The organism is Agathobacter sp., from assembly GCF_977054825.1.
This window is the reverse complement of record NZ_CDRTEH010000007.1, coordinates 17286-36391: the sequence shown is the minus strand read 5'-3', so window position 1 is coordinate 36391 and position 19106 is coordinate 17286. Positions and strand designations below refer to the sequence as shown.

Annotated in this window: 13 protein-coding genes; all 13 read right to left on the bottom strand. The window is 44.6% G+C overall.

Annotated features, from left to right (window positions below; translation table 11 throughout):
* Positions 1–144 precede the first annotated feature (144 nt).
* The 13 genes from ACW6PM_RS07900 to ACW6PM_RS07840 all read right to left on the bottom strand — a co-directional run bounded on the left by ACW6PM_RS07900 (position 145) and on the right by ACW6PM_RS07840 (position 19086).
* The gene (locus ACW6PM_RS07900; RefSeq protein WP_443753497.1) at positions 145–2793 is read right to left on the bottom strand and encodes a valine--tRNA ligase; all 2649 of its coding nucleotides are present in this window, start codon (positions 2791–2793) and stop codon (positions 145–147) included.
* 716 nt (positions 2794–3509) lie between these two features.
* Complete coding sequence (locus ACW6PM_RS07895; protein WP_456056795.1) at positions 3510–3878, bottom strand: DUF1667 domain-containing protein; 369 nt, start codon at positions 3876–3878, stop codon at positions 3510–3512.
* A 4-nt stretch (positions 3879–3882) separates the two neighbouring features.
* Positions 3883–5214, bottom strand: a complete 1332-nt coding sequence (locus ACW6PM_RS07890; RefSeq protein WP_456056794.1) for an NAD(P)/FAD-dependent oxidoreductase — start codon at positions 5212–5214, stop codon at positions 3883–3885.
* A 74-nt stretch (positions 5215–5288) separates the two neighbouring features.
* Positions 5289–6725, bottom strand: coding sequence for an FAD-dependent oxidoreductase (locus tag ACW6PM_RS07885; protein WP_456056793.1), 1437 nt, complete (start codon positions 6723–6725; stop codon positions 5289–5291).
* A gap of 84 nt (positions 6726–6809) precedes the next feature.
* Positions 6810–8306 (bottom strand): glycerol kinase GlpK, encoded by a 1497-nt coding sequence (gene glpK / locus ACW6PM_RS07880; RefSeq protein WP_456056792.1) that lies wholly within the window; start codon positions 8304–8306, stop codon positions 6810–6812.
* A gap of 49 nt (positions 8307–8355) precedes the next feature.
* Entirely contained in the window at positions 8356–12123 is a 3768-nt protein-coding gene (locus ACW6PM_RS07875; protein ID WP_456056791.1) for an efflux RND transporter permease subunit, read from the bottom strand.
* 260 nt (positions 12124–12383) lie between these two features.
* Complete coding sequence (locus ACW6PM_RS07870; RefSeq protein WP_015568255.1) at positions 12384–12530, bottom strand: hypothetical protein; 147 nt, start codon at positions 12528–12530, stop codon at positions 12384–12386.
* A gap of 126 nt (positions 12531–12656) precedes the next feature.
* On the bottom strand, positions 12657–13508 hold the full coding sequence (locus tag ACW6PM_RS07865) for a polysaccharide deacetylase family protein (RefSeq protein WP_456056790.1): 852 nt from the start codon (positions 13506–13508) through the stop codon (positions 12657–12659).
* Between the two features lie 48 nt (positions 13509–13556).
* Positions 13557–14252 (bottom strand): 5'-methylthioadenosine/adenosylhomocysteine nucleosidase, encoded by a 696-nt coding sequence (locus ACW6PM_RS07860; protein WP_456056789.1) that lies wholly within the window; start codon positions 14250–14252, stop codon positions 13557–13559.
* Positions 14253–14300: 48 nt separating this feature from the next.
* Positions 14301–14759, bottom strand: a complete 459-nt coding sequence (locus ACW6PM_RS07855; RefSeq protein ID WP_012743422.1) for an S-ribosylhomocysteine lyase — start codon at positions 14757–14759, stop codon at positions 14301–14303.
* A gap of 15 nt (positions 14760–14774) precedes the next feature.
* Positions 14775–16580, bottom strand: coding sequence for an oligoendopeptidase F (pepF, locus tag ACW6PM_RS07850; protein ID WP_456056788.1), 1806 nt, complete (start codon positions 16578–16580; stop codon positions 14775–14777).
* Positions 16581–16720: 140 nt separating this feature from the next.
* Entirely contained in the window at positions 16721–17653 is a 933-nt protein-coding gene (arcC, locus tag ACW6PM_RS07845; protein WP_118257388.1) for a carbamate kinase, read from the bottom strand.
* Between the two features lie 98 nt (positions 17654–17751).
* Positions 17752–19086: an ABC transporter substrate-binding protein gene (locus ACW6PM_RS07840; protein WP_456056787.1), complete on the bottom strand. Its 1335-nt coding sequence runs from the start codon at positions 19084–19086 to the stop codon at positions 17752–17754.
* Positions 19087–19106 lie beyond the last annotated feature (20 nt).

Below are 19106 nucleotides of genomic sequence, written 5' to 3'. Positions count from 1 at the left end.
TTCTTCTTACTTTTAATCATTATATCATCATTTGAATTTTAAGAAAAGCCACTAAATATAAAAAATCCGGGCAATATCATCCTACTGATAATATGCCCGGACTTTTATGCCAAGCAGCGCTTTTAAAATATAATCTGTATTTAATTATTTAAACTGAGCCAGACGTTCCTCTACCTGAGCCATCATCTGCTCATATTTCGCAAGCTTGTCCTTTTCCTCCTGAACCTTCTCAGGCTTTGCATTATTAAGGAATTTCTCATTTGAGAGCATGCCCTTTGAGCGCGCAAGCTCCTTTGTGAGCTTATCCTTTTCTTTATTGAGTCTTTCCTTTTCCTTCTCGAAATCAACGAGGTCCTCAAGTGGCAGGTATGCAACCGCATCAGGTATCACTACCGATACAGCGTCATCACCAATGCCGGCCTTGCCCTGCTGTACTGTAATCTCGCTGGTAAATGCAAGATTTACATATACCTCCTTGTTGTCCTCGAATACCTTTCTGACTGCCTCATCATCACTTGTGATGAAAAGCTTTGCCTTTCTTGAAGGTGGAACATCCATCTGTGTACGGACATTTCTGATACCCTTTACGAGATCCTTGCAGTGCTCGATTGCTGCTTCCTCAGCCGGGAAATTCCACTCATCCTTGTACTCAGGCCATTTAGAGAGCATGATGGTCTCCTCATCTGACTGAAGTGTGCAGAAGATTTCCTCTGTGATAAACGGCATATATGGATGAAGGAGCTTAAGTGCATTTACAAGTACTGTCTTAAGTGTCCAGAGTGCTGCATTTGCTGACTCAGGATTTTCATCCTTCTTGTAGGTACGAACTTTTGCAATCTCAATATACCAGTCGCAGAACTCATCCCAGATGAAGTCGTATACCTTTTGTACTGCGATTCCAAGCTCGAACTTGTCCATGTTTTCTGTGGCATCCTTTGCAAGTGTGTTTACCCTTGAAAGAATCCACTTGTCTGCTGCGTGAAGCTCGTCAAGCTTTGGCTCCCTAAGCTCTACACCTTCGAGGTTCATCATGATAAATCTTGATGCATTCCATACCTTGTTGGCGAAGTTTCTTGAAGCCTCAACTCTCTCCCAGTAGAAACGCATGTCATTTCCCGGTGCATTTCCTGTGATAAGAGTCAGACGAAGTGCATCTGCACCATACTTGTCGATAACCTCGAGCGGATCGATTCCGTTTCCGAGTGATTTACTCATCTTGCGGCCCTGAGAATCTCTTACAAGTCCGTGGAAAAGCACTGTATGGAATGGTGCCTTGCCCATCTGCTCATAGCCTGAGAAAATCATTCTGATTACCCAGAAGAAAATGATATCGTAGCCTGTTACGAGCACATCGTTTGGATAGAAATAATCAAGATCCTCTGTCTTTTCAGGCCAGCCGAGTGTTGAGAATGGCCAGAGTGCTGATGAGAACCATGTATCGAGTGTATCAGGATCCTGTGTCCAGTGTTCCTTGCCACACTTAGGACATTTGCCCGGCTTTTCTATTGAAACTACCATTTCTCCGCAGTCATCACAGTACCATGCAGGTATTCTGTGTCCCCACCAGAGCTGACGGCTGATACACCAGTCGCGGATATTGTCTGTCCAATTGAAGTATGTCTTGTCCATTCTTGAAGGAAGAAGCTTGATTTCTCCGTTCTTTACGCCCTCAACTGCAGGCTTTATCATCTCGTCCATCTTGACGAACCACTGTTGCTTGATCATTGGCTCAACTGTTGTGTGGCAGCGGTCATGCACACCTACGTTGTGTGAGTGTGGTACAACCTTTACCAAAAGTCCCTGCTCCTTAAGATCCTCAACCAGTGCCTTTCTGCACTCGTATCTGTCCATTCCGGCATATTTTCCGGCCTTTTCGTTCATTGTGGCATCATCATTGATTACAACGATTTCCTCTAAGCTGTGGCGTTTTCCTACCTCAAAATCGTTAGGGTCGTGTGCCGGTGTAATCTTTACACAGCCTGTTCCAAACTCTTTATCTACGTATGAATCTGCTATTACAGGAATCTCCCTGTCTGTGCATGGAAGCTTTAAGGTCTTTCCGATGATATCCTGATAACGCTCATCATCAGGGTTTACAGCTACGGCTGTATCTCCGAAAAGTGTCTCAGGACGTGTTGTTGCTATTTCTACGAATCTGCCTTCCTCGCCAACTACCGGATAGTTGATGTGCCAGAAGAAGCCATCCTGCTCCTCATGCTCTACCTCTGCATCTGAAATAGATGTCTTACATACCGGACACCAGTTTACGATTCTTGAGCCCTTATAAATCCAGCCCTTCTTATAGAGCTTTGTAAATACCTCCTGTACTGCGTGTGAGCAGCCCTCATCCATGGTAAATCTCTCACGCTGCCAGTCTGCTGATGATCCGAGCTTACGAAGCTGCTTTACGATACGTCCGCCGTACTCTTTTCTCCAGTCCCAGCACTTCTCGAGGAACTCTTCTCTTGTAAGGTCTGCCTTGTTGATTCCCTGCTCCTTAAGTGCCTGGATGACCTTTACCTCTGTCGCGATGGATGCGTGGTCTGTTCCCGGCTGCCAGAGTGCATTGTAGCCCTGCATTCTCTTGTATCTGATAAGGATATCCTGCATGGTATTGTCAAGGGCGTGGCCCATGTGCAGCTGTCCTGTGATGTTTGGTGGTGGCATCACGATGGTGAATGGTTTTTTGCTGCGGTCTACCTCTGCATGGAAGTAGCCATTATCTTCCCACTTTTTGTAAAGACGGTCCTCGATGTCCTTTGGATCATAGGTTTTGTTTAGTTCTTTGCTCATGTTTTCCTCCTTTTATATGAATGACGCAAAAGCTTTGGGGGTGTTTTGTATCAGGTCGCGCATTATGTATGGAATTATGTTCATGATTACGCTGCCAAGACACTGTAAAAATTATGATTTAGGATTGCTTAGACCATGACGCAACCGGCTTTTAGCGCCGTCCATGGCGCTAACGCCTCGCCCGCACGTCCATGTGCGTGCGTTGCTGGGATGTGTACATAATTTTAACAGTCTCTAGGCAGCTCCATAAATCACATAATTCCATACATAATGCGCGGCCTGATAATTCAGGCTGTGAGCTTTTGCTGTTTTTCTTTTCATTTAGCTACGGGCGACCGATTGGATTGCATTCGCAATCTTCCGGTCTGGGTACATAAAAAAAGCCCCTCCGGTCTACGACCGGAAGGGCGAATTAGCGCTGTACCACCTTCGTTCACATCAGAACAAAATATATAACATATTCGCTCGAATGCCTCTTGTCCTGTAACGTGGACGAATCGGAAGAACTTATGCCGCTTGCGGCTTTCTGGGTTCTTCGGCTCAAAAGCTACCTTCCATGATTTCTGTCTTAAGCACCTTTCAGCCTGCCCAAGATGTATCTCCATCTTACGGACCGGATGCTCTCTCTGAAAGCTTTCGTCATGTACTCCTCTTTCTTATGCCTTTAAATATTTGCCTGTTTCTTTCTACAATATTAAAGTGCATTGGATGATTTGTCAATATGATTTTTGCACAACATTCTTTGTTGCAACTATATCCACACCGGTTGCTGCAACATCACTTAGCAGCACATCACCTATATGCACCGGTGCCTCTACCGTGATTTGGTTAATACAGTCCATCACATCCATTATCTTTTCCTTTGGAATATCCTGTGCTGTCTTTACGGATACCATAGGTATTGTGCCGTTTTTCACACAGACTGTGCTTGTCACGATTCGTGTCGGATGTGTCACTTCCTTTGCTCCGTAATCTGCTCCGCGCTTGCAGGTATTTCCGGTTACTGTGACATTTTCTCCGTCTATTGTCACCTTAAGTGCACAGCCCAGAGGGCAGCCTATACATGTCAAATTTTTCTCTTCCATGATACTATGCCTCCTCAATCTTTATCGTAATTGTGCGAGGATTGTCTGTTTCGATGAGCTGCTTCTTCTGAAGCACCACCTGCTCCATCTCACCCGGTGCCATTACAGGACGCTTGCGGTGCTGTAATTGTTTATCATCCAGATATACTGCAATATAACAATTCTTATACACAGCGCCAACTCGAAACCTCACCGTTACAGTATCATCCATCTGTGCAGTATTTATAGTGCTTGGAACAGTATATCTGACTCCGCCTATAGCAGTTATTGATATCTCTTTGCCATCGCAACTCTTATCACCGCCGTTTTTCACATACTCTGCGGCATGGCGGCCTGCTGCTGTTGCTTCCTCTGACACATAATCCACGAGGTCGTGCACATGAAGCACATTTCCACAGGCAAATACACCCGGCACATTGGTCTCAAGGCTTTCGTTTACAACAGGTCCGCTTGTTACAGGATTGAGCTCTACACCTGCTGTTTTTGAAATCTCATTTTCCGGAATGAGTCCGCATGAGAGTAAAAGGGTATCACACTCGTAAAACTCCTCTGTTCCCTCAATAGGCTTGTTATGCTCGTCAACCTGAGCGAGAGTGATGCCCTCCACACGCTCCCTGCCCTTTATATCAACTACTGTGTGGCTGAGCTTAAGCGCGATATTAAAATCATCAAGGCACTGCACGATATTACGCTTCAAGCCTCCTGAATACGGCATGAGCTCTGCAACCACCTGCACTTTGGCACCCTCTAGGGTCATTCTTCTTGCCATGATAAGACCGATATCTCCTGAGCCGAGTATTACTACCTTTCGTCCCGGCATGTATCCCTCTATATTCACCAGTCTCTGAGCTGTACCCGCCGAGAAAATTCCTGCCGGTCTGTAGCCCGGTATGTTTAGGGCACCTCTTGCTCTCTCCCTGCAGCCCATCGCTAGTATCACAGTCTTTGCAGCGATATGAAAAAGTCCGTCTGTACGGTTCATAGCCGTGACTATTTTATCGTTTGCCCTATCTTTTATCTTTACATCATGCCTGTCATCTGCCCCATGTTCATCCTCGTCACCGGTCGAGATGTCCATGACCATCGTATTCAGCCTGTACTCTATGCCAAGCTCTTTGACCTCTTTGATAAATCTGCCGGCATATTCAGGGCCTGTGAGCTCCTCCTTAAAGGTGTGCAGACCAAAGCCATTGTGTATACATTGATTTAAGATACCGCCAAGCTCGCAGTCTCTTTCCAGTATAAGTATTTTATCTATTCCATTTTTCTTAGCGGAAGCTGCTGCCGCAAGGCCTGCCGGACCGCCTCCTACTATCACAATATCGTAAAATTCCATATTGTCCCCCTATGTTAATCTGATATTAATCCAATATCAAGCTATCGTTACCGTTCACACTAAAGTGTGACAGCCTACCCGCGATTCTTACTCATTCCAACGACTATCCTTGACCTTCCACCGCTTTTAGTGATGTCAAGCTGAGAAATACCTCTCTCCCTGGCGATAATCTCCATAGTTTTCGGAGAACAAAAGCCCGCCTGGCACCTGCCCATTCCGGCTCTGGTACGTCTCTTCACACCATCAAGCGACTTTGCACCCAGTGGTCTGTTTACCGCATCCATTATCTCGCCCTCCGTAATCATCTCACAGCGGCAGATTATATTGCCATACTCAGGCTTTTCTTTTATCAGCTTTTTATACTCATCCTCTGAAAGCTTCTTTGGATTTAAAATACCTTTTCTTGTATCGATAAAGTCCGGATTTTCAGAAGGCTTAAAAAGCCCCTCAACTATTGCTGCCACTCTCTCGCCGATAGCCGGTGCACTTGATAAGCCCGGTGACTCTATACCTGCGCAGTCAATAAAATACGGTGCGTCAGAAAGCTCCTCGATGATAAACTCATGTCCGTCCTCATGTGCACGGTTTCCCGCAAACGATGTGATGACCTGACGCATAGGAAGCGATGGCACTGAGCGTGTGCCGGATGTCGTAACATGCTCTAAGCCTGCTCTTGTTGTATTTGTACCATCCTTGTCCACATGATCATCTGCTGTAGGTCCGATTAGGATATTTCCGTGTACTGTCGGGGTTACAAGCACACCCTTGCCGTATTTTCCCGGAAGCTGGAAGATTGTCTTGTCAACGATACCACCGGCTGCCCTGTCTAAAAGCTTGTACTCTCCTCGCCTTGGTGTGATATGTATTTTGTTTTCGCTCACCATGTTATGAAATACATCAGCATATACACCGGCTGCATTTACAACGCAGCGTGCATGAATTTCTCCATTTTGAGTAGTCAGGATATAGCCTGCCTGCTCCTTTTGTATCTCCTTCACCTCGGTGTTAAATAAAAACTCCACACCGTTTGCCGCAGCATTCTCAGCAAATGCAATATTCATGCCAAACGGACATACAATGCCTCCTGTCGGACAGTAAATAGCTGCCACCACCTCATCAGACAGATTTGGCTCCATCTCATGTGCTTTCTTTGAATCAAGAATTTCAAGTCCCGGCACGCCATTTGCGATTCCCTGATTGTAAAGCTCCTTAAGCCTTGGCATATCGTCCTCGCTAAAGCACAATATCAGCGAGCCGTTTCTTCTGAACTCGAAATCAAGCTTCTTCGAAAGGTCGTCCATCATCTCATTTCCACGGAGATTCATCTGTGCCATTAGTGTACCGGTCTTACAGTCAATTCCGGAATGGACAATAGCACTGTTGGCCTTTGAGGTGCCACAGCACACGTCCTCCTCCTTTTCCACCACACAGATGGACAGGTTATATTTCGAAAGCTCTCTGGCACAGGCACTTCCGGATACTCCCGCTCCTATAATTACTACATCATACATGTTATTTTCTCCTACCAATTTCCATTTATATATTTTTACTTTCTATACCACTAAGCTCATTCAAAGCATTGTAAACATCAGCTCTTAGTCATCCTTCGCCCAGTTAAATGCGCAGGTGACAGCCTTTTTCCACATTTTAAGTTTCTTTTCCCTTAAATCATCCGCTATCTCCGGCTCAAACACACGGTCAATAGCCCAGTTTCTCTTTATATCATCCATGCTGTCCCAATAGCCCACTGCAAGCCCTGCAAGGTACGCTGCACCCATGGCTGTTGTCTCCACGCACACAGGCCTGTTGACCGGTGCATTGCTGATATCAGCCTGCATCTGCATGAGCAGATTGTTGGCACTGGCGCCGCCGTCCACCTTAAGCGAGGTGAGATTGATGCCCGAATCAGCCTTCATTGCCTCAAGCACATCATTTACCTGAAATGCCATTGATTCCAAAGTGGCCCTTATGACATGGTACTTGTTTACACCTCTCGTAAGACCCACAATAGTTCCTCTCGCATACTGATCCCAGTACGGTGCTCCAAGCCCTGTAAAGGCCGGCACCACATAGCAGCCGTTTGTGTCCTTTACCTTTCTTGCCATATACTCTGAATCACTTGATGAATCGATAAATTTCATCTCATCGCGAAGCCACTGGATGGAGGCTCCTGCCACAAATATTGAGCCCTCCAGCGCATATACCACCTTGCCGTCTATGCCCCAGGCTATTGTAGTTACGAGTCCGTTCTTTGACGAAACAGGCATCTCACCTGTGTTCATGAGAAGGAAGCAACCGGTGCCATATGTATTTTTGGCTTCTCCGGCCCTAAAGCAGGTCTGTCCAAAAAGTGCTGCCTGCTGGTCTCCTGCCGCTCCCGCGATAGGAATCGGTCCCCCGAAGAACACCGGATTCACCTCACCATACACACAGCTTGACGGCATAGGCTTTGGAAGCATGCTCTTTGGTATGTCAAGCTCCTTAAGTATCTCATCATCCCACTTTAGGGTATTGATATTAAACATCATTGTTCTTGAAGCATTGGAATAATCCGTGACATGCACCTGCCCCTGAGTGAGCTTCCATATAAGCCATGTCTCGACTGTTCCAAACAAAAGCTCGCCTCTTTCGGCTCTCTCCCTTACTCCCGGCACATTGTCAAGGAGCCACTTGAGCTTAGTTGCCGAAAAATAAGCATCTATCACAAGGCCTGTCTTTTTCCTGAAGGTCTCGGTAAGCCCCTTATCCTTCAGTGAATCCGCATACTCTGCCGTGCGCCTGCACTGCCATACTATCGCGTGATAAACCGGCTCCCCTGTATTTTTGTCCCACACAATCGTGGTCTCTCTCTGGTTAGTAATGCCTATCGCACATATGTCGGCTGCCGTAGCCTGGATATTGGCCATGGCCTCCTTTGCCACCTCAAGCTGTGTGGCCCAGATTTCCTCTGCATCGTGCTCCACCCAGCCGGGCTTTGGAAAAAACTGCGTAAATTCCTTCTGTGCCACGCTGCACATCTCGCCCTTCTCATTGAAAAGTATACATCTGTTGCTGGTAGTGCCCGCATCTAATGCCATAATATACTTTGCCATGTAAAAATCCTCCAACTCTCTATATTTCCAGCTTTCCCTTTCTATCTTCCTACAGTTCTTCCTCAACCATGCTCTTCTCCCTGTTGAAAGCATCATAAATACATGGAATTACGATAAGCGTGAGAACGGTTCCGTATACGAGACCTCCTATTATTGCGATTGCCATCGGCTTTATCATATCCGAGCCGTCTCCGATACCTACTGCCGATGTAAGCATGGCAAGGATGGTGGTCATCGCTGTCATAAGGATTGGACGAAGCCTTGTGCGGCCTGCATCTATGATTGCCTCGTGCTTGCTCATTCCCTCTCTCCTTGCCTGATTGATGTAATCAATGAGCACGATTCCATTATTTACAATGAGTCCTGCCAGCATGATAAAGCCAAGCATTGATATGATTCCAAGCTCATTTCCCGTGATGAAAAGAGCAATAAAGCCTCCTGTAAACGCAAGCGGTATACAGAACATGATAATAAACGGTGATAGCAATGACTGGAACTGTGCCACCATGATAAGGTAGATAAATATCACTGCAAGCACGAGCATAAGTCCGAGCTGATTCATGGACTCATTTATTGTCTCATCCTCACCCTCCATGTCTATGTAATAGCCGTCAGGTATGTCTATTTTATTAATTTTTGATTTAACTTTACCGCTAAGTAATGTAACATTGTGGTTTTCATCAACTGCACCTGATACTGTGATATATCTGGTCTGCGCATCACGATGGATGGTGCTAAGCGTCTGCTCCTGCGAAATAGTGCAGATATCACTGAGTGGAATCTCCTTCTTACTGCCCTCGTTATCCGTGTATGTAAATGTAAGGTTTTTGATGTCGTCCACAGTCACATCTGACTGCTCTGCGGATTGTAAGTATACCTCATAGTCCTTTATGTCGGTCGTAATGGTTGTTGCACTCTTTTGAGATGATATCTCACCTGATACGAGCTGGTATACCTGAGCCACCGTATAACCATACTTTGCCGCCTTTTCCTTATCCACAGCTATCTTAAGCTCATTGGTTGTATCACCAAGACCGTCATCTATATCTGTCACGCCCTTTGTATCCTCAAGGATATCTGCCACCTGACCTGCCAGTTCCTGCAGCTTGTCTATATCATTGCCCTTTATCCTGACTGAAAGACCACTTCCAAAATAAGCTGAATAGTCCATTGATGAAGAGTCTGCAGTCACCTTGCAGTCAAAATCCTTTGTGCGCTTCTCAATCTCGTCTATTACCTTATCAGACGAAACATCCGACTTCTCATCAAGCAGTATATACATGCTCACGCTGTCGCTTCCGGAGCTCATCAGATTCATGGTCGAGCTGCCTCCGGCCGTAGCTCCTATTGTGTCTATGCCCTTTATATCAGAGATTTTGTCCATGACCTTATCGGACATCTCTGTAAGCTGCTTGAAGTCAAGCTTTTCGTCATCCTTTGCCTCTATGGTGAGTGAAATCTGATTCGACTCCATGTCCATATCCATAAAGGTCATGCCCCTTGACATGCAAAGTGCACCACTGCCGACTAAAAGCACTACTGACACGATAAATACCACCGGCTTAAATCTCAGACATGCACCGAGCACATTTCCATACCAGTCCTTAAAGCGGTCAAACCACGGATGCTTTATATCCCTAGTCCTTTTAAGCATTCCTGATGCAATTGCCGGTACAAATGTGAGCGCCACGACAAGAGAAGCCATAAGTGTAAACGCTACCGTAAGCGCAAGGTCCACGAAGAGCTGTCTTGTGATTCCATCGGTAAAGATAATCGGTGCGTACACACTTACCGTGGTGAGTGTAGAGGCAAAAATGGCTCCTGCCACTTGATTGGCACCCTCGACAGCCGCCTTCTTTACCGAATAACCCTCGCCCCTTAGTCTGTAGATATTCTCGATTACTACGATTGAGTTATCCACCAGCATTCCTATTCCAAGCACAAGTCCCGACATCGAAATGATGTTTAGTGTGATATCCGTAAAGTACATAAGCACCACTGCAACAATCACTGAAAGAGGAATTGATGCCGCGATAACAAGTGTCGGCTTTATATCCTTTAGGAATAAAAGCAATACTATAATTGCAAGGATTGCTCCGACTATCATATTTTGCATAACGCTCTTTACGACCATATCGATGTATACACCCTGGTTCATGAGCACTGTGGTATGTAATCCGTCATTTTCCTTTTCCAATGAATCAAATTTGTCTAAAAGGCGGTCTGTGACATCTCCGGTAGAGTAGCCGGTCTGCTTCTCCATAGAAAGAATGATGCCCGGATTGCCGTTTATAATGGCATATGTCTCATCCGAGTTGTCAGTCATCTCAACATCAGCTACATCTGAGACATGGATTGCATCTATTCCGTCAAGATTCATATCCATGAGCACAAGATTTGTTAAATCATCAATTGATTTTACCCTATCTCCCACCTGTACTATGTACTGCGTGCCGTTTGAATCATTTACATAGCCTGCAGGCATGTCAAAGTTCTGTGCGACAAGGAGCTGAGAAAGTGAGTCAATTGTTAAAACTGCATTTAAGTTTGACTTGTCGAGTGCATCATCCTTGCTCTTTTCAAGCTCTTTCTTTGAGCTGTCAAGAGATGCCGCTGCTGTTGCAAGCTGTGCCGACTGCTGGCCTATGCTTATAGAGCTTATAGCCGCCTGGCTGTTTAGATTATCATAGGCATCTAAAAGCGCTGTCTCTCCTTGTGCTATCTGGTCAAGCCCGCTCTGGCACTGCTCTATCCCTGTATTCACCTGAATAAGAGTCTGTGCTATCGCTGACGCTGCCGCCGGCAGATCATCTGATCCGTTTACGGTGATTCCAAGCGCCGAAAGCCCTGAAAACTGTGATGCAATCTGCTTATCAACCTGCTCAAGCTGTGCTTTTAAAGCAGTTCCTGCTTCACCCGGTGCATTTGCGCCCTCCTTGAGTGACGGAATTGTCTTTGTATATGTGTCACTATTCATGAAATCTGAAAGAGCTGACTGAATTGTTTCAAGCTGACTCTTCTGCTCGTTTAAGCTTGTAAGCGTGCTCTCAAGCTGAGTCTTCTGCTCTGCAAGCTTTGCCTTTTGATCCTTTAGCGTATCCACGCCTGCGCTCATCTGGTCTGATGCCGATGTGATCGCATTTTGTCCGCTCTTTATCTTTGCGCTTGCATCATCCATCTGACTTTTTGCATCGTCAAATTTCTTTGAAACGGCATTTTTAATTTTCTCATTGAGCGCATCTATCTTGGTCTGATTCATTGTGACCTGTATCTGCTCGGTGAGCTCACCTGTTGCAGTCACTGATGCGACTCCTTCTGTACTCTCAATGGCAGGCTTTAGTGTGTTTTCCACAAAGTCGGTGATTTCCGACTTGCTTTTCCCATCCATATCCACAGCAGTCATCATTATTGGAAGCATGTCCGGATTTATCTTCATGATGGTCGGAGTCCCCACTCCATCCTTCCAGCCTGCCTTGACCTGATCTATTTTCTGCTGCATCTCTATCACTACAGAATCCATGTTGGCATTCTGCTCATACTCGCAGGTCACCAGAGAATAGCTGTTATATGACATTGAGCTTACATTTTTGATATTGGACGTAGTTGCCATGGCTGCTTCAAGCGGCGCTGTGACATTGCTCTCCACCTCCTGTGGACTTGCTCCCATATCTGTTGTCACGATTAGAGCATACTGAAAGCTCATATCCGGCAGCAGATCCGTCGTCATCCTGCTAAGTGATACAACACCGAGTACAATTACCAACAGTACCCCCACAAGTACGGTAAACGGCTTTTTTACACTATATCTGGATATCATCTGAACCCTCCTTTTCTTTTTCTTTGATAATTCTTGCCTTAGGTTGATAAACAATGATTACTGTGATTTTCACAATAAATTTAATTCGCTGTTATACTTTTATTATACAATGTGGCGGATTGCAACTCAATTGGTTTATACTTTTTTAAGAGATTTTGACAATAAAAAGACACCCAATTATACGATTAATATAATTCGATGTCCTTAAATGTCTTTTAATCTCTTTTAATCTCTTTTAAGATTTTTTATTTATTGCAGCTTCAGATGCCCTCTTCCTCTGTCTCATCCTCATCATCATTGATACCTGCAACAGCACTTGTAACGGCTCCTATCACAGCGACAAGTGCGAAGATGATAACTAAAAATATAACTATAAAGAATGCTACTAAAAAACCTGTATCTGTCATATAATTTACCCCCATAGCTGTCTCACAGCTTCTTTAAAATATAGTTTTAGTTTATCACACTTGTCTGTAAATAACAATATCGTAAGAGGCTAAAATATTGACTAAAATATTAATTTAAAAAATCGATCAGTCCTTGATCTGCATACCATTTGCATCCATATGATAGCCTTCTGTCATAATAAGCTTTGATACCGGAACTATCTCATAGCCCATGCCCTGCAGCTTTGTAAGCATCTCATCGAGTGCCTGTGAGGTGTACTTGGCTCCAAGATGGCAGAGTATTATCGAGCCGCAATCTAAGCTTTTATGATTGCACACAGTATCTATGACATTTTGCACACCATAGTTTTTCCAGTCAAGCGAATCCACATCCCACTGGATTGGATAATAGTCACAGCCATACACTGTGTCGATCAGCTCATTGTTGTACGAGCCGTATGGCGGTCTGAATACCTTCATATCCTTTCCGGTCAGCTCCTTGACCTTTTTGTGCACATCCATTATCTCCGTCTTCATCTCGCCTGCCGTGATTGTTGCCATATCATAGTGGTGCTCACTGTGATTTCCCGGCTCATGCCCTTTTTCAACCAGCGTCTTTACACATTCAGGATTATCGCTCACAAACCCTCCGGTCATAAAAAATGTAGCCTTTACGTTGTGCTTGTCAAGTGTCTCCATCATACCGTCAAAATCCTCTGCTCCCCAGGCACAGTCAAATGAGAGGGCTATCTTTTTTTCTGTTGTCTGAACCGAATATACAGGCAGCTTTCTGTCCCCGAACTGACTCACAGCACTGCTAAGTGTCTCCATCACCTCTATATTTTTCAGCTGTGATATGTCATAATCTCTGCCATATAAAGCGCCTGTAATAAGAAGCGCCGACAACAGCACTCCAAAAAGGAATCTGTGTCGGCGTTTCTTTCGTTTTGTCCCATTATGTAGTTTTGTATTTTGCATGTATGCTCTGTATTCACTCATGCTATATACTATTCTTTATTATCACAAATTATGAGTAATGAAATAACTCTATTTCAGTTCTTCTGCTCTTCCGATGAACTCAAGCACTACCTCAATCGACTGATGCGCAGCCTTCTCCGCAAAGGTCTGGTAGTCTGTCTCACCGCCATCGCCGTCTGATATTGAACGAAGAATGGCAAATGGCACCTTGTTCACATAGCACACATGACCGATACTGCCGCCCTCCATCTCTGCAGCGATTGCATCAAAGGTATTTGATATGTAATCCTTCTGCTCCTTTGTGGCAATAAACTGATCTCCTGTCGCGATATTGCCCTTTTTGTAGTGGATATTCCTGTCAGCTAAGCAGGAGCACATGAGCTCCACCATTTTTTTATCTGCCGGAAGCAGAATCATGTTGATGCCAGAAAGAAGCCCCTTCGGATCTCCGATTGGCGATGTATCCATATCGTGCTGCAGCACGTTTGTGGCAACTGCCACGTCAAGCACATTTAAGTCCTTTGTCAAAGTGCCGGCCACTCCGATATTGACGATCATGTCGACATCATATTTCAAAATCATGGCCTCTGCACATATTGCCGCAAACACCTTTCCTATTCCGCATTTTGCCGCAACTACATACTGATCACCGATTTTGCCCTCGACAAACTCCACTCCGCTGTAAACTTCAGTCTGTGTGTCTGTCATCTGAGCCTTTAAATCATCGACCTCCATCTGCATTGCACCAATTACACCTATTGTCATTTTATTTCTCCATTCCTGCTATATTACTATTATATTTTTAGTCCTCGTTTATTGTGGGTAAGTAAACTCCATATTCGTCTGGCTCTCAAGCACCTTTAGATATGCACGGCACTCCTTCTTTGCCTCGTCAAGTGACAAATTCTCGTAATGTCCACACTCTATGGCAGATGCGCCAAACACCGGTCCATCATACTCGAGTATCTGTTTTAAAACCTCTTTTGTGATTTCAAAAACCTTTCCCGGCTCAACATCCCTCACTACGAGGTAGAAGCCTGTCTGACAGCCCATCGGTCCAAAATATACCACATCATCTGCAATCTCAGAGTTTCTCACACATGTTGCAAACATATGCTCCACTGAGTGCATAGCCGAATTGGACATATAATCGCCTGCATTTGGTTTTCTTGTACGAAGGTCGTATGTAACGATTTCTCCGTCTTTTCTTGAAATATAAAATCCAGGTTTAAGAATATTGTGATTGATTGTAAAGCTTTTAATTCTTTCCATGAAAATGTTTCCTCCTTACTCAGTCGCTGCCTCAAACTGCTTCAGATAATCCTCAAATACATTGAGTGCGTCATCCACAGGCTTTGGCGTGCTCATATCAACACCGGCACTCTTTAGCAGCTCTATTGGATTCTTCGAGCATCCACCGCACAGGAAATTTCCTATATACTTATCCACAGCTGGCTTTCCCTCCTCAAGTATCTTTTTTGAAAAAGCGACTGCTGCCGAATAGCCTGTCGAGTACTGATATACATAGTACGGTGTGTAAAAATGCGGTATGCGCATCCACTCATATGATATCTCATCATCCACGCGCATATCCGGTCCGTAGTACTGCACATTCAGCTCATGCCACAGCTCATTCAGCACATCCTTGGTAACCGGCTCGCCCTTTTGCATTTTCCGGTGAGCTATATGCTCAAACTCTGCAAACTGCGCCTGTCTGAAAAGTGTCGTCCTGAAGCCGTCCAGAAAATGTGTCATGAGATATTTTCTCTCATTCTCATCCTCGCAATGCTTTAGCATATAGTGCATGAGAAGCGACTCATTGCAGGTGGATGCAACCTCTGCCACGAAAATCAGGTATCCCGCGTATGTAATGCTCTGATGCTCATTTGAATAGTATGTATGCATAGCATGTCCCATCTCATGAGCCAGTGTAAATACACTGTCCAGATTGTCGGCATAGTTCAAAAGCACATACGGATGAGTGCCGTAAGCGCCCCAGGAATACGCACCGCTTCTCTTGTTCTCATTCTCATATACATCTATCCAGCCGCTCTCCATGCCGGACTTAAGTGTGCTGACATACTCATCGCCCATAGGCTCAAGTGCCTTTGCCACAAGCTTTTTCGCCTCATCATAGGTGTAGGTGGTCTGTACATTGTCCACAATCGGTGCAAATAAATCATACATGTGCAGATGCTCCACACCAAGAAGCTTCTTCCTAAGCGCCATGTACCTGTGCAGAGCCGGCAGATGTGCGTGAACCGTCTCAATCAGATTGTCATATACGCTCTCCGGAATATCGCCACCGGATAAATACATGGCCCTTGCGCTGTCATATTTTCTGACCCTTGCATAAAAAGTGTCATTTTTCAGCTTGCTGATGTACATCATGGAAACAGTATTGCTCCACTTCTTGTACGAATCATACACACCGCGGAACACCTGCTTGCGCAGGCTTCTGTCCTTGCTGCTTAAAAAATCTATGAAATTGCCGTGCGTGATACGGATTTTATTTCCCTCGACATCAGTGATATACGGAAATTTGATATCCGCATTGTTGAACATGCTAAAAATATTCTCCGGTGCCGCAGCCATCTCACCGCACTGTGCCAGGATATTCTCCTCTGCGGCCGATAAGGTATGTGCTTTCTGGCGCATTATCTCATCAATTGCACGCTTATAGTGCACAAGCTCTTTGCTCTCACTGTAAAAGCTCTCAAGCCTTTTATCATCTATCTGCAAAATCTCCGGACTCGCAAATGCCAGTGCCCCGGATGCCTGAACAGTCAGTGTCTCAGCCTTTGACACATATGCCTGATATTTCGACACGGCAGTGTCCTGATGCGAGCGCTCATTCGCATAGACCACTATGCGCTCCAAATAATAAGACAGCTCATCCTGCTTCTTAAAAAAATCAAGCAGCGTTGCTGCACTATCTGCCAGATGTCCCTTAAAGCCCGAGAGCTTTTCTGCAAGCTGTGACGCTTTTTCGCACTCAACCTCCCACAGCTCATCTGTCTCATACATATCCTCAAGCTTCCATTTGTACTCGTCTGAGATTTCTTCTCTCTTTTGAAGCCTTTTCTCACTCATTTTGTGTTACCTTCTATCTTACTTTTCTTGTTCTCAGTAGCTTAGAATAGTTACCTTGTTTCTTATAAAACTTCCCACACATCCGGCATGCAAAATGCATATAGACGTGTGGGATATATGTGAATTATAACAATTAAGCTCTACTTTGTAATTAAAGTGCCCATGCCACCTGAAACTGTCTTGCCCTCTTTGTTGAGCTTTGTGATAAGCACTGAACGGATGGCAGAGTCACCGATAAAGTCGATAGCTGCCTCAATCTTTGGAGCCATGGTACCCTCATCAAACTCGCCTGCTGCAAGGTACTTCTTTGCCTCCTCGACAGTCATGGTGTCAAGTGGCTTCTCATCCTCCTTGCCGTAGTTCAGGCACACCTTGTCAACGCTTGTAAGTATAACAAGTCTGTCAGCATCAAGAGTATCTGCAAGCTTTCCTGCTGCAAGATCCTTCTCTATAACAGCGCTTGCGCCCTGAAGCTTATTGTCCTGTGCTAAAACAGGGATTCCGCCACCGCCGCATGCGATAACAACCTGATCTGCATCAACAAGAGCCTTGATAGCATCCTTTTCCACTATATCAACAGGCTTTGGAGCTGCCACAACTCTTCTGTAGCCTCCCTCAACCTGTGTCACATGGTTGCCCTTCTTCTCCTCTTCCTCAGCTTCAGCCTCTGTCATAACACGGCCGATGATCTTTGTCGGATGATAAAAAGCCTCATCATATGGGTCAACAACCACCTGTGTAAGTATTGTAGAAACAGTCTTGTAAATACCTCTGCCAAGAAGCTCTGTACGGATAGCATTCTGTAAATCATATCCTATATAGCCCTGGCTCATTGCAGAGCAGACTGCTGTAGGTGTAGCTGTATACTCAGGATAAATCCTGCAAAACTCAGACATCGCGGTGTGAATCATGCCCACCTGCGGTCCGTTGCTGTGTGTGATAACAACCTCATAATCGTCCCTGATAAAATCTGCAACTGCCTTTGCTGTATGCTTTGTAGCCTCGTGCTGCTCCGGAAGAGTTGTTCCAAGGGCATCATGTCCGAGTGCGATAACTATTTTTTTCTTCTTCATGCCGACCTCCTATGCAAAATGAAAACTAATTTGCTTCTATTATCTAATATTTTGTGGAATTTGTCTAGTACTTAGAACATGAAGGATATAACATTTTCTCATTTTTTGTCAGTCAATACCTCATCTAAGGCTTTTTGCGCTGTTTTTTGTGCTTCATCCAAAGCTTCCTTTGCAGGCACACCATCTATTTCTACCTTATCAGCTGCAATTTTCAATGCATCCTTTACAGCACCATTTGTCGGATCATATGGATAAATAGAACCATGTTCTGCCTGAGTATACGGAACAAGTGCTTGTGGATTTTCCTGAGTATACTTCATATAATCATCATCATCAAGTACACCCTTATTCACTGGAACATAACCAGTTGACATAGACCATTTTGCCTGATTCTTAACATTAGTAAAATACTTCATAAAATCATATGCTCCAGCCTGTTTTTCCTCTGAAGACTTTGCCAGTACACTTAACATTAAAGCCCTTGCTACCGGCTTTGATTCAGTTCCATCCTTCCACGAAGGCTGTTCAATTGCTCCTACAATAGAAAAATCCAAATCTGCCTGATCTCCTGATGAACCGGTGTAGCCACCTGCCTTATTTTGAATAACATCATCAATAGTCTTGTACCAGTATTCCCAGCCCTGTCCACCAGAATGGATTGCCATAGTCTTATCATCATGAATCCATTTACCAAATCCATCCCATGCTTCAATCCATTCCTCTGAATTTATAGTAACTTTCTTGCCATCTTCACTGAAAATTGTACCGCCATTTGATAGTGCCGCATCCGTCAAATTATCTGCTCCCCACATAGGTTCCCAGCCATATATACATTGCCCATCATCTTTTATTTTAGAAGCGGCACGGCTTAAATCCTGCCATGTTTTTATGCTATTTGGATCAATACCTGCATTCTCAAATGCTTTTTTGTTATAATAAAGTACTTGGGTTGTTCCATATGCCGGAATACCGTATATTTTACCTTTATCATCCTTTACCTGTTCAAAAAATGTTGAAACATAATCATCTTCGTTAAAATCATTATCTTTCTTCATTTTTTCTGAAAGATCAACCACAAGATTTTTATCTGATAACCCTCGTGCTGCATCTTTCTCAATCAAAGCAACATCCGGAGCAACATTTCCCGCAATAGCGGCCTGTAATTTTTCATAAGTCTCAGAATAATCCGCCTGGGTAACTGTTTTCACAAAATATGTATCTTGAGACTTATTATAATCATCAACGATATCCTGGACGACCTTTACTGCCGTCTTTCCGCCTGAATACCAAAAATCTACTTCTGTCTTTCCTTTCATATTTTCAGTTCCATGTGCCTGACTATTCTCTGATGTAGTATTACCTGTACTACACCCCATCAAGGAAGTTGTCAACATCGCAATTGTCATTAATGTACCTAATAATCTTTTTTTCATTTCAAATTTGTCCTTTCTAT

Coding starts and splice junctions, on each gene's coding strand:
- arcC (WP_118257388.1), bottom strand. CDS start 17,653: ATGAAGAAGAAAAAAATAGTTATCGCACTCGGACATGATGCCCTTGGA.
- ACW6PM_RS07840 (WP_456056787.1), bottom strand. CDS start 19,086: ATGAAAAAAAGATTATTAGGTACATTAATGACAATTGCGATGTTGACA.
- ACW6PM_RS07885 (WP_456056793.1), bottom strand. CDS start 6,725: ATGTATGATGTAGTAATTATAGGAGCGGGAGTATCCGGAAGTGCCTGT.
- ACW6PM_RS07875 (WP_456056791.1), bottom strand. CDS start 12,123: ATGATATCCAGATATAGTGTAAAAAAGCCGTTTACCGTACTTGTGGGG.
- pepF (WP_456056788.1), bottom strand. CDS start 16,580: ATGAGTGAGAAAAGGCTTCAAAAGAGAGAAGAAATCTCAGACGAGTAC.
- ACW6PM_RS07855 (WP_012743422.1), bottom strand. CDS start 14,759: ATGGAAAGAATTAAAAGCTTTACAATCAATCACAATATTCTTAAACCT.
- ACW6PM_RS07860 (WP_456056789.1), bottom strand. CDS start 14,252: ATGACAATAGGTGTAATTGGTGCAATGCAGATGGAGGTCGATGATTTA.
- ACW6PM_RS07895 (WP_456056795.1), bottom strand. CDS start 3,878: ATGGAAGAGAAAAATTTGACATGTATAGGCTGCCCTCTGGGCTGTGCA.
- ACW6PM_RS07890 (WP_456056794.1), bottom strand. CDS start 5,214: ATGGAATTTTACGATATTGTGATAGTAGGAGGCGGTCCGGCAGGCCTT.
- ACW6PM_RS07865 (WP_456056790.1), bottom strand. CDS start 13,508: ATGAGTGAATACAGAGCATACATGCAAAATACAAAACTACATAATGGG.
- ACW6PM_RS07900 (WP_443753497.1), bottom strand. CDS start 2,793: ATGAGCAAAGAACTAAACAAAACCTATGATCCAAAGGACATCGAGGAC.
- glpK (WP_456056792.1), bottom strand. CDS start 8,306: ATGGCAAAGTATATTATGGCATTAGATGCGGGCACTACCAGCAACAGA.
- ACW6PM_RS07870 (WP_015568255.1), bottom strand. CDS start 12,530: ATGACAGATACAGGTTTTTTAGTAGCATTCTTTATAGTTATATTTTTA.